Source organism: Pseudomonas parasichuanensis, assembly GCF_021601385.1.
GTDB classification, from domain to species: domain Bacteria; phylum Pseudomonadota; class Gammaproteobacteria; order Pseudomonadales; family Pseudomonadaceae; genus Aquipseudomonas; species Aquipseudomonas parasichuanensis.
The window spans coordinates 1-11079 of the sequence record NZ_BQHO01000063.1 but is presented as its reverse complement, the minus strand read 5'-3'; the positions used below and the strand labels follow the sequence as shown (position 1 = coordinate 11079).

The window sequence follows — 11079 nt, the reverse complement described above, 5'->3', positions numbered from 1 at the left end:
CGGGCCGCGCACCGGGGGGGTGGCGGGCACGCTGCCCTGGCGGCTGTTGGGGTTGGCACGCTGGATCGGGCTGTTGTACGGGTTGTTGCTGTCGCTGGCGGCCAATTGCAGGGGCGCAACGGGCGCGGCCTGCAGTGGCAGGCTCAGCATCAGGCCGATGGCCAGGGTTGGCAGTGTGGGATTCATGCTTCACCTCCGTACGAAAAGGCGCGCTCCAGGGTTGGATAGCCTAAGACGCGCAGGGTTCGACACAAAAGCGTGAATGCGGATTTAGATAATTCGTGATGTTTCAGTATGCGCCCATTCGCCGGACAGGCCGGCGAATGGGCTTCGGGCCGTTTAGCCGATTTTGTCCACCTTGTGCCGCGCGGCATACAAGCAGAGCATTTCCATCGCCAGCGTCGCCCCGGCCAGGGCGGTGATGTCGGCATGGTCATAGGCCGGCGCCACTTCCACCAGGTCCATCCCCACCAGGTTGATGCCGCGCAGGCCGCCAAGGATCTCCAGCGCCTGCACCGTGGTCAGGCCGCCGCACACCGGGGTGCCGGTCCCAGGCGCATAGGCAGGGTCGAGGCAATCGATGTCGAAGGTCAGGTACACAGGCCTGTCCCCCACCCGTTGGCGAATCGCCGCAATGATCGCCTCGGTGCCCTGGCGATGCACCTGGCGGGCATCGAGGATGGCGAAGCCCTGGCTGTCGTCGTTGGTGGTGCGCAGGCCGATCTGCACCGAGCGCGCCGGGTCTACCAGCCCTTCGCGGGCGGCGTGCCAGAACATGGTGCCGTGGTCGATGCGCTTGCCTTCCTCGTCGGGCCAGGTATCGCTGTGGGCGTCGAAGTGGATCAGCGCCAGCGGGCCATGCCGGCGGGCGTGAGCCTTGAGCAGCGGGTAGCTGATGAAGTGGTCGCCGCCCAGGGTGAGCATGGCGCAACCGGCTTCGAGGATGCGCTCGGCATGGGCTTCGATACTGTCGGGTACCGACTCCGGCGTGCCGCTGTCGAACGCACAGTCGCCATAGTCGATCACGGCCAGGTGGTCGAACGGGTCGAACGCCCACGGCCAGTGCCGGGCCCAGGCCTGCTGCACCGAGGCCGCGCGGATCGCCCGTGGGCCGAAGCGCGCCCCCGGGCGGTTGCTGGTGGCAGTGTCGAACGGCACGCCGCTGACCACCACGTCGACCCCGCGCAGGTCGCGGCTGTAGCGGCGCCGGGAAAAACTGGTGATGCCGGCGTAGGTACTCTCGGCAGCGGTGCCGTAAAGGCTGTCACGGGTGATGGCCTGGTCGTTGTCCTGGGCGATGTCCACGGTCTGTCTCCTGGTGTTGTCGTTGTTATTGGCGGCTGCGGAAGGCGGTCCACAGGCGGTTGCGCTGGCGCAGGTCGGACAGGGCCATGCTGCGGTCGGCGAACAGGCGCTGGCGCACTTCGGCCGGGGGGTAGATGTCCGGGTCGGTGCGGATCGCCTCGTCCACCAGCGGCGTGGCGGCCTGGTTGGCGTTGGCGAAGAACAGCGAGTTGGTCAGGGCGGCGACCGAGTCGGGGCGCAGCATGAAGGCGATGAACGCCCGGGCGGCTTCGGGGTGCGGGGCATCCTTGGGGATCACCAGGTTGTCCTGCCACACCAGGGTGCCTTCGCGGGGGATGCGGTAGATCAGCTCGAACGGCTTGCCGGCGCGGCGGGCCTGATCGGCGGCGGTGGCGGCGTCACCGTTGTAGGTAAGTGCCAGGCACACGCTGCCGTTGGCCAGGTCGTTGATCTGGCGGCCGTTGGCCACGTAGCTGATCGAGGGCTGCAACTGCTGCAACAGGGCCTGGGCGGCGTCCAGGTCTTTCTTGTCCTGGCTGTACGGGTCCTTGCCCAGGTAGTTGAGGGTGAGGCCGATCACCTCCTGCGGCGAGTCGAGCATGGCGATCCCGCAGTCCTTGAGGCGGCTGGCGTACTCGGGCTTGAACAGCAGGTCGAGGCTGTCCAGCGGTACATCACCCAGGCGCTGGCGTACCGCCTCGACGTTCACCCCCAGGCCCAGCGTGCCCCAGGTGTAGGGCACGGCATGGCGGTTGCCCGGGTCGGCTTCGGCCAGCTTGGCCAGGAGGTCCTTGTCGAGGTTGGCGTAGCCTGGCATCGACTGCGCATCCAACGGTTGCAGTGCGCCGGCCTTGAGCGCCCGGGCCAGCACGGTGGCCGACGGCACCACCACGTCGTAGCCGCTGCGGCCGGTGAGCAGCTTGGTTTCGAGCACTTCGGTGGTGTCGAAGGTGTCGTAGCGGACTTTGTAACCGGTCTCCTGCTCGAAGCGTTGCAGGGTTTGCGGGGCGACATAGTCGGCCCAGCTGTAGAGGTTGACGACTTTCTCTTCGGCCTGCAGTGGCAGGGCGATCAGCAGGGACAGCAAGCACAGCGTTCGACGCATGGCGGACACCTCGGCAAATGGGTGGATGCCGCCAGCATGCCTGCCGGGTTACATTGCAAAAATGGCAACTGTGTAAAGCTGACATTCACCAGGAGCAATGTGATGCTCGGACAACTCCACGACCCGGACCTGCACCTGCTGCGGCTGTTCGTCACTGTAGTCGAGGCCGGTGGCTTCAGCGCCGCCCAGGGCGTGCTCGGGCTCAGCCAACCGAGCATCAGCCAGCAGATGGCCAAGCTGGAAACGCGCCTGGGTTATCGCCTGTGCAGCCGTGGCAAGGGCGGCTTTCGCCTGACCGAGAAAGGCGAGTTGCTGCTGCAGGCGAGCCGTGGCCTGCTGCTGCAGATCGAGCAGTTTCGCCAACAGGCCAACGGCGTGGCCGGGCGCCTGCTGGGCAGCGTGCGTATCGGCCTTGCCGAGAACCAGGACAGCAGCGTCACCCTGCGCATCGCCCAGGCCATCGCGCGTTTTCGACAGCGTGACGAGGCCGTGCAGCTGGAACTGATCAGCGCCCCGCCTGCAGAGCTCGAGCGGCTGTTGCTGGAGCAGCGGCTGGATTGTGCGATCAGCTATTTTTCGGGCAGCCAGGCGGCGTTCGACTATCAGCCGCTGTTTGATGAGCGCCAACGGCTGTACTGTGGCCTGGGCCACCGGTTGTTCGAGGCGGTCGAGGTCAATCGTGAACAGTTGCTCGATGCCGATCAGGTCCGCCACCCCTATCGCTTCGTCAAGCAAGGTGAGCCCTTCCACAGCCGCCACAGCATGGCCCTGTCCGAACAGATCGAAAGCAGCCTGACACTGATCCTGTCGGGGCGGCATATCGGTTACCTGCCCTGCCACTACGCCGCGCCCTGGGAGGCGCAAGGGTTGTTACGAGCGCTGGATACCGGGCTGGACTTTACCGTGCCGTTTACCCTGGCACGGCATCGCGGCCAGGTGCCGGGGGAAGCGCAACGGGCCTTTGTCGAGGATCTGCTCGCGGTGTTCAGCTGAAGGGTGGTTCGCCGGCGAGCCGGCGAACGGGTGCTCAGTAGGCCAGGTTCCAGGTCAGGGTGTAGGTCCGCCCTCGCCCTTGATAGTCATACAGGTAGGCCGGCCCGTAGGTGGGTGAGTAGAACAGCGTCGCCCGCTGGCCCCACACCGTGCTGTATTGCTTGTCGAACAGGTTCTGGATGCCGGCGCTGAAGGTGCCGAACCCGGTGGCCTGGCTGCCCAGCAAGTCGAAGGTGGTGTAGCCGTCGATCTGGTGGTCGGCATCGTCCTTGAGGGTGATGGCGTGGTTGGCCTGCAACCGGGCACTGCGCCCGTCACCCTTCCAGCCAACGAACGCGGTGGCCTTGGACAGCGAGGCATAGCGGGCATCGCGCTTGATCCAGTCGCCGTCGGCGGCCTCCTCTTCCGAACGTACCAGGTGCAGGGTGCCGCCGGTTTCCCAGCCATTCTGGAAGTAACGGGTCAGGGCACTTTCAAAACCGTAATCGCGACGTTTCTGGTCATCGACATTGATGGTCAGGGTCTTGCTGTCGACGTTGATGATCTTGTCCGACCAGGTGTAGTACAGCGCCGCCTGGGCATTCCAGTCGAGGTCGGCATAGCGCCAGCCCATCTCCACCTGGCGGCTCTTGATCCCGGCCAGCGGGTTGTCGGCCACCGACAGGCCCGGCTTGCCGTAGTACTTGGCCGGGTCGGGCAACTCGAAGCCTTCGCCGTAGTTGGTCCACAGCTGATGGCCGTTCTTGAAGTCGTAGATGGCGCCGAGGTTGTACAGGCTGACCTGGTAGTCGTTGCTGCCACCGGGCACGTTCTTGAAGTCGCTGACATCCACGTCCATCTGCTGGCGTCGGGCACCGCCGGAGAGGGTCAGGTTATCGGTGAGGTGCCAGTCCAGCTGGGTGAACAACGACACGCCATCGACCCGGTAGCTGGGGTAGCGCGCCGCCTTGCTCGCCTCGTCCAGCTGCAGGCCGCCGCTGGCGGACGAGGCGCGGGCGTCGAAGGTGGTCTGCTCGGCGTTGAAGCGCTCGCGGTCGAGGTCGACGCCGTAGGTGAACTTGAGGCTGTCCCACTGCTTGGCGAACAGCGCCTTGAGGCTGGTGACTTCGAAGTTCTGCTGGGAGCCGGCAAAGTACACACCCCGCGAACCGGTGGGCTTGCCGGTGTTGTAGTAGGGGAACGGATAGAAGTTGTCGTCTTCCTTGCGGTACGAGGCCTGCAGGTAGAAGTCCTGGCCCAGCAGGTCGCTGTGGTGGTAGTTGGCGTTGAGCAGCAGGCGCCGGGTGCGCGGTTGCAGGTCGGAGGAATAGCCGCCGCGCAGCTCGGCATCTTCCAGATCGGAGGGCGCGTTGTAGTTCAGGTTGGGGAAGTAGATGCCAGTGCTGCCGTGGTTGCCGGAGTCGTAGTACTGGGCCAGCAGGTCCAGGCTCTGTTCGTCGCTGAGGGCCAGGCCGAGGGTGCCGAGGATGTCGAGGCTGCGGTTGTACTGCAGGTCGGTCTGGGTGTTGTCGATGAAGATCTGGTCACCGGCGCCATCATAAAAGGCTTCGTTCTGCTCGCCGGAGACGCCGAGCCGGGCATTGATGCGCTCGTTGCCGCCGCTGATCGACTGGGCGATGCGGGTGGACAGGTCGTCGCTGTTATTGAAACCGCTGCTGGCACCCAGTTGTGTTTCGAAACGCAGCGGCCCTGGCTCGCCCTTCTTGGTGACGATATTGATGATGCCGCCGGTGGCGCCCCCACCATAGATGGCACTGGCGCCGGACAACACTTCGACGCGCTCGACGTTGAACGGCGAGATGCTGTCGAACTGGCGCGAAAGGCCACGAGAGCTGTTCTGGCTGACGCCGTCGATCATCACCAGCACATCGCGGCCACGCATGTTCTGGCCGTAGTTGGTGCGGCCTTCCGGAGCCAGGTCGAGGCCTGGAACCAGCTTGCCGATGGCCTCCTTGAGGCTGACGCCGCTGTCGATCTGCTCGCGCAACTGCTGCTGGTCGACCACCCAGACGGTGCCGGGGATCTCGCTGATGGCGGTGCTGGTGCGCGAGGCCACGCTGACTTCGATGGGCTTGAGGCTGACGCTTTGCGGCGCGGCCTTGCGCAGGGTGACCGTGCGCGCATCGTTGAAGCGATAACTGACGCCGCTGCCGGCGAGCAGTTGCTGCAGGGCCTGCTCGATGTCGAAGCTACCTTGCAGGGCCGGGCTTTGAAGGCCGGCCACATCCTCGGTGGTGTACAGCAGGTGCAGGCCGGCCTGGTCGGCAAACGCGGTCAGCGCCTGGTCCAATGGCTGGGCGGGCAGGTCGAGCCGCACCTGGCGGGCCTGGGCGCCGCTGGCCGGGGTGGCGTTGGCAGCCTCGACCAGCAGTGGCCCGGCCAGCGCGGCCAGGGCGGTGCAGGACAGCAAGGCGTGTTTGAAGCGGTGCGGGAGCGTGGGCGTAGCCTTCACGAATGAGCTTCCAGACAGTCGTAATTGGGTAGGGTTGGCTGATCAGTGCCACTACGACGATCTGGCTTCGATGAACTTGCAGTGCGTAATGAAAAATAATTTAGATTTCGCTACGGGGGCTCAGTAGACCACCGCCAGGAACGGCAGGTAGGTGACCTTCAGGCCGTACCGTTGTTCAAGCGTGCGCAACAGTGCGTGGGGGTCGTCCAGGTCGAACACGCCACTGACTTGCAGGGCGGCTAGCTGCTGGTCGGGGATGAAGATGCGCCCGTGCTGGTAGCGCTCAAGCTCCGCCAGTACCTGGCCTAGGGGTTTGCCATTGAAGATCAGCTTGCCGCGCTGCCAGGCGGTCTGGGCGCCGGCATCCGGCGTTGGCTGCAGCACCTGGCCGCCAACCCGGGCGTCGCCCTGGGCCAGGACCACGCGGTTGCCTTCGGGCTGGCGGCGCACGCTGAATACCGCCGCACCGCCGCTGACCGGCTCGCCACCGGCCTCCACCACGAACGGGCGGGGATCCTCGGTCGTTTCGAACAGGGCCTCGCCGGCCTCCAGCACCACCTTGCGCTGGTCGGCACTGAACGCCACCGACAAGGCACTGCCGCCGTTGAGGGTGACCCGCGAGCCATCGGCCAGGGTCAGGCTTTGCCGCTGGCCAACGCTGGTGTGGTAGTCCGCCTGCCACACTGGCAACTGCTGCCAGGCGCCGTATCCGGCCATCAGCATCGCCAGCGAGGCGGCAATAGCCGAAACCCGGCGCCATCTGCGCGGTGCAGGTGGCTGGTGGAGTGCTTGTGCAGTGGGGGTGTGACCGAGGTCTTGCCACAGCGCTTCGGCTTCGCGAGCGGCCTCGGCATGGGCCGGGCCCAGCTGGCACCAGCGCTGGTAGCGCGCCCGGTCGGCCGCCGTGGCCGTGCCCGAATGCAGCAGGACCTGCCAGTCGAGGGCATCGTCGCTGAGGTCGCTGAGCGGATGTGGTGCAGGCATGGCGGTGGCGTCATTCATGGTTGTGCTTGAGCCAGTCACGGCAATGGCGCAGGGCCTGGCCGATGTATTTTGCCACCATGCTCTCGGAAACGCCCAGCCGTTGTGCGATCTGCGCCTGGGTCAGGCCTTCGATGCGATTGAGCAGCAGCGCCTGGCGCGCATTGTCGGACAGCTGCAGCAGCGCCTGGTCAAGTATCTGCAAGCGCTCGCGGGCGAGCAACGCGGCCTCCGGCGCGGGCGCAGGGCAGGCGAGCTCCCCTGCCCCATCGCTGTCGTCATGGCTGGCGGCCAGGCGCTGTTCACGCCGCTGGGCATCGATGGCCAGGTTGCCAGCAACACGAAAGATGAAACTGCGGGCATGCAGTACCTGGACGGCCTGTTCGTCGATCTTGACCAGCTTCAGGTAGGTTTCCTGGGCCACGTCGGCGGCGCGCTGGCGGTCGCGCATGCGCCGGATCAGGAACTGCAGCAGGTCGTCGTAGTGCTCCTGGAAACTTGCCAGCAGCCCGGACACGGGAGACGTCAGCATCGGTAGGTGAAAGGCCGTCGGGAAAGATTATCGGGCGTTAATGAGAAACAGTATCTTTCATAACGCGCCGTACTTTCAACGCCGCCGTGCATTTGCCACACTGCAGGCTCGCCCGTAAGTCGAGGCTGTGAACGCCATGCTTGTCCGCTGCTGCCTGATCCTGCTGATGGCCCTTGGCCTCAATGCCTGCGCGCTATTGCAGAACCGTGACCCGCTGAACATCAGTGTGATCGGCATCGACCCCCTGCCCGGCCAGGACCTGGAGATACGCATGGCGGTGAAGATCCGCGTGCAGAACCCCAACGAAACGCCCGTCGACTTCAATGGCATTGCGCTCAACCTGGAAGTCAACGACCAGCCCCTGGCGGCTGGCGTGAGTGACCAGCGTGGGCGTATCGGCCGTTACGACGAAGCTGTGATCGTGGTGCCGGTGAGCGTCACCGCCTTTGCCTTTCTGCGCCAGGCCTACGGCCTGAGCCGGGTGGATTCGCTGCAAGGGCTGCCCTATGTACTGCGTGGCAAACTGGCCGGAGGCCCGCTGGGTACTGTCCGGTTCACGGACAAAGGCAAACTGGACTTGCCTGCTGCCACGGCAGCCGGCTGGTAAACCTGTTGGATTGGTAAAGGACCTACCAATGTCTCCTACACCTGAACTGAAAACCGCCCGGCTGCTGCTGCGCCCCTTGCAACTGAGCGACGCCGAGGCCATCCAGCAACTGTTCCCGCATTGGGAAGTGGTGCGCTACCTGAATGCCCTGGTGCCGTGGCCCTACCCGGTAGATGGCGCCTTGCGCTATCTGCGCGATATCTGCCTGCCGGCGATCGCGGCGGGGCGCGAGTGGCACTGGTCGATCCGCCTGCTCGAACGCCCGCAGCAGATGATCGGCAGCATCAGCCTGATGGACCAGCCCGACAACAATCGCGGTTTCTGGCTGGCACCGGCCCAGCAGGGCCAGGGCTATATGACAGAGGCTTGTGCGGTGGTCGATGCGTTCTGGTTCCACACCTTGCAGCGCGAAGTCATGCGCGTGCCCAAGGCGGCGCCCAACGAAGCGTCCAGGCGTGTTTCCCAGCGCGGCGGCATGCGCCTGCTGCGCACGGGCCAAGGCAACTTCGTGAGCGGCTGCCTGGCGCAGGAGGTGTGGGAGATCACTCGCCAGGAATGGCTCGACCTGGCTGGCGCAGGGGCTGGCTGAAGGCCCTGGCTCAGCGGCCGGCGTTGGCGGCGGCCATCAGCTTGTTGACTTCGCTGCGCACCAATTGAGTGAACTCCGGCGGCGTCATGCCATCGAGCTCGGCACGTACCCACTCCGCCCACTTGCCCTTGCGCCGCGGCTTTTCTGCAATCAGCCGCCCCGCTTCACCCTTGGCCTTGCCCAGGTTGCCCTGCCAGAACTGAAACAAGCGCGCTTTCTCTGCCTCGATCTGCGCCCGTTCAGCGAAGCTCATGTTGGCCAGATTGAAACTCATGGGTAATACCTGCCACTGGAAAATGGGCGCTATCTTACACCGTAGCGGCCAAGCGTCGGTAAGCCGCTGCAACTTTCCCGACGCCACGGCATCCATTGTTCAACCCCCACCCTTCACGAGGACGTGTAAATGGCCAGGAAAATCGCCACGCAAAACAATGGTGAACAGATCAAGGACCAGGTGTTCAGCGAACTTCAGGCATTGATCGAGGAATCCGAAAAGCTGCTCAGCGACAGTGCATCGCTGGTCGGTGAAGAAGCCGAAGGGCTGCGCGCGCAGCTGGGGCTCAAACTGCGCCAGGCCCGTGACGCCACCAGTCGCCTGGGCCAGAAGGCGCAGCCGGTGGTCGATGCCACCGAGCAATACCTCGGCGGTCATCCGTGGCAGACGGTGGCGGTTTCCGCAGGTTTCGGGTTGGTGGTGGGCCTGCTGCTGGGTCGCCGCCAATAGCAGCCGATCAGGCCGCGCGGGCCATGGGGATGCCGCTGTGGAAGCGCATCTCCTGGTCGGGAGAACTGATCAGCTCGGCTTCCGCCTCCCGCACCTGTTCGACGACTCGGGCAATTTCGGCCTCATCACCGTACACATGGGCCAGCTTGAGGTAGCCCTGGTAATGCCGGGCTTCGCTCTTGAGCAAACCGTGATAGAAGGTGCCCAGCTCTTCGTCGAGGTGCGGCACCAAGGCGGCGAAACGCTCGCAGCTGCGCGCCTCGATGAAAGCCCCCACCACCAGCGTATCCACCAACTTGACCGGCTCGTGGGCACGCACCAGGCGGCGCAGGCCCGAGGCGTAACGCCCGGCAGACACCGGGCGCAACGGCACACCTCGTCGCTTCATCAGCCGTAGCACCTGCTCGTGGTGCACCAGCTCTTCGCGGGCCAGCCGCGACATCATGTTGATCAGGTCAAGGTGGGTGTTGTATTTGGCGATCAGGCTCAGCGCGGTGCTTGCTGCCTTGAATTCACAGTTCTTGTGATCGATCAGCAAGGTTTCCTGGTCGGCCAGCGCCGCCTCGATCCAGGCATCTGGGGTACGGCAACCGAGGAAGGCGTCGATTTCAGGAATCTGGGACATAACACTCACAATCACGAAAGATATCTGCAGGACCGGCGATTATACCGGCGGCAGCGTCCAGTGCCAGTGGCTATTCTTGATGCATATCAAGCGGCGGCAGGAGGTGCGCCGACTATAGTCAGGCATTGGCCGCCATCTTGAAGGGAGTTCACGCCATGCAAGCCGTTCGCAGCATCCTCGTCGTTCTCGACCCCGAACACGCCCACAGCCGCGCCCTGACCCGCGCCAAGCTGATCGCCGGCGTGACCGGCGCTCGCCTGCACCTGCTGATGTGCGACAAGAAGCATGACCACAGTGCGCTACTGAGCCTGCTCAGCAGCCAGTTGCATGATGATGGGTATGACAATGTCACTCACGAGCAGGCCTGGCACGACACCCTGCATGAATCCATCATCGATGTGCAGCAGGCCGAAGGCTGCGAGCTGGTCATCAAGGAACATCGGCCGGATAACCCACTACGCAAGGCGCTGCTCACGCCCAGCGACTGGAAACTGCTGCGTCAATGCCCTTGCGCGGTGCTGATGGTCAAGAGTGAGCGTCCTTGGACCGGCGGGGTGATTCTGGCAGCCGTAGATGTGGGCAATCAGGATGAGGACCACCGCAGGCTGCATGCGAGCATCATCGACCATGGCTATGCCATTGCCAGCCTGGCCAAGGGCGAACTTCATGTGATCAGCGCACACCCCTCGCCCATGCTGTCGGCGTCCGACCCGGTTTACCAGCTTACTGAGACCATCGAGCAGCGGTATCGCGAAGCCTGCAAGGCATTCCAGGCAGAGTTCGACATCAGCGAGGAGCGCCTGCACGTAGCGGAAGGGCCGGCTGATGTGCTGATTCCCTTTACCGAGAAGAAGTACGACGCCGTGGTTACCATTATCGGTACCGTTGCACGAACAGGCATCTCGGGCGCCTTGATTGGCAATACCGCTGAAGTGGTACTGGACTCGCTCGAAGGCGACGTGCTGGTACTCAAGAGCGAAGAGGCTACAGCACACCTTGCCGAGCTGGCGCGCGGCTAACAGCGTGTTTAAAAGGCTGATAAAGACAAAACCCCTACCTGCATGCGCAGATAGGGGTTTTGCGAAATGAATCTTGACGATGACCTACTCTCACATGGGGAAACCCCACACTACCATCGGCGATGCATCGTTTCACTACTGAGTTCG

11 protein-coding genes, 1 rRNA gene and 2 pseudogenes are annotated in these 11079 nt (G+C 64.3%); 5 read left to right on the top strand and 9 right to left on the bottom strand.

Annotation, left to right across the window (positions count from 1 at the left end):
• The 3 genes and pseudogenes from L6D77_RS26720 to L6D77_RS26710 all read right to left on the bottom strand — a co-directional run.
• Positions 1-186 (bottom strand): annotated as a pseudogene (locus tag L6D77_RS26720) (hypothetical protein); the annotation flags it as partial.
• A gap of 153 nt (positions 187-339) precedes the next feature.
• Positions 340-1305, bottom strand: coding sequence for an agmatinase (speB, locus tag L6D77_RS26715; RefSeq protein ID WP_232884797.1), 966 nt, complete (start codon positions 1303-1305; stop codon positions 340-342).
• 25 nt (positions 1306-1330) lie between these two features.
• Complete coding sequence (locus L6D77_RS26710; protein WP_232884796.1) at positions 1331-2410, bottom strand: extracellular solute-binding protein; 1080 nt, start codon at positions 2408-2410, stop codon at positions 1331-1333.
• A gap of 102 nt (positions 2411-2512) precedes the next feature.
• Here L6D77_RS26710 and L6D77_RS26705 point away from each other — a divergent pair, with 102 nt between their 5' ends.
• The gene (locus L6D77_RS26705) at positions 2513-3403 is read left to right on the top strand and encodes a LysR family transcriptional regulator (protein ID WP_232884795.1); all 891 of its coding nucleotides are present in this window, start codon (positions 2513-2515) and stop codon (positions 3401-3403) included.
• Positions 3404-3437: 34 nt separating this feature from the next.
• Here L6D77_RS26705 and L6D77_RS26700 read toward each other — a convergent pair whose 3' ends face one another.
• The 3 genes and pseudogenes from L6D77_RS26700 to L6D77_RS26690 all read right to left on the bottom strand — a co-directional run.
• On the bottom strand, positions 3438-5855 hold the full coding sequence (locus L6D77_RS26700) for a TonB-dependent receptor (protein WP_232884794.1): 2418 nt from the start codon (positions 5853-5855) through the stop codon (positions 3438-3440).
• A gap of 120 nt (positions 5856-5975) precedes the next feature.
• Positions 5976-6857 carry a FecR family protein gene (locus tag L6D77_RS26695; RefSeq protein WP_309295666.1) on the bottom strand — a complete coding sequence of 294 codons (882 nt, stop codon included), beginning with the start codon at positions 6855-6857 and terminating at the stop codon, positions 5976-5978.
• A 4-nt stretch (positions 6858-6861) separates the two neighbouring features.
• A pseudogene (locus L6D77_RS26690) lies at positions 6862-7368 on the bottom strand (RNA polymerase sigma factor); the annotation flags it as partial.
• Positions 7369-7504: 136 nt separating this feature from the next.
• On the opposite strand from L6D77_RS26690, the gene L6D77_RS26685 reads away from it, so the two are divergent.
• Together L6D77_RS26685 and L6D77_RS26680 are read left to right on the top strand one after the other, a co-directional pair.
• On the top strand, positions 7505-7975 hold the full coding sequence (locus tag L6D77_RS26685) for an LEA/WHy family protein (protein ID WP_232884792.1): 471 nt from the start codon (positions 7505-7507) through the stop codon (positions 7973-7975).
• Positions 7976-8003: 28 nt separating this feature from the next.
• Positions 8004-8564, top strand: coding sequence for a GNAT family N-acetyltransferase (locus L6D77_RS26680; protein ID WP_232884791.1), 561 nt, complete (start codon positions 8004-8006; stop codon positions 8562-8564).
• 10 nt (positions 8565-8574) lie between these two features.
• Here the strand turns inward: L6D77_RS26680 and L6D77_RS26675 are convergent, their stop codons facing one another.
• A complete protein-coding gene (locus tag L6D77_RS26675) occupies positions 8575-8838 on the bottom strand; it encodes a hypothetical protein (protein WP_232884790.1) in 264 nt (87 codons plus the stop codon).
• Between the two features lie 129 nt (positions 8839-8967).
• On the opposite strand from L6D77_RS26675, the gene L6D77_RS26670 reads away from it, so the two are divergent.
• Positions 8968-9288, top strand: coding sequence for an ElaB/YgaM/YqjD family protein (locus tag L6D77_RS26670; RefSeq protein WP_232884789.1), 321 nt, complete (start codon positions 8968-8970; stop codon positions 9286-9288).
• 7 nt (positions 9289-9295) lie between these two features.
• Here the strand turns inward: L6D77_RS26670 and L6D77_RS26665 are convergent, their stop codons facing one another.
• A complete protein-coding gene (locus tag L6D77_RS26665) occupies positions 9296-9913 on the bottom strand; it encodes a MiaE family protein (protein ID WP_110993962.1) in 618 nt (205 codons plus the stop codon).
• 155 nt (positions 9914-10068) lie between these two features.
• Between L6D77_RS26665 and L6D77_RS26660 the strand changes: the two genes are divergently transcribed.
• On the top strand, positions 10069-10932 hold the full coding sequence (locus tag L6D77_RS26660; RefSeq protein WP_232884788.1) for a universal stress protein: 864 nt from the start codon (positions 10069-10071) through the stop codon (positions 10930-10932).
• Between the two features lie 71 nt (positions 10933-11003).
• Here L6D77_RS26660 and rrf read toward each other — a convergent pair.
• Positions 11004-11079: ribosomal RNA gene (gene rrf / locus L6D77_RS27690) — 5S ribosomal RNA — on the bottom strand; the annotation flags it as partial.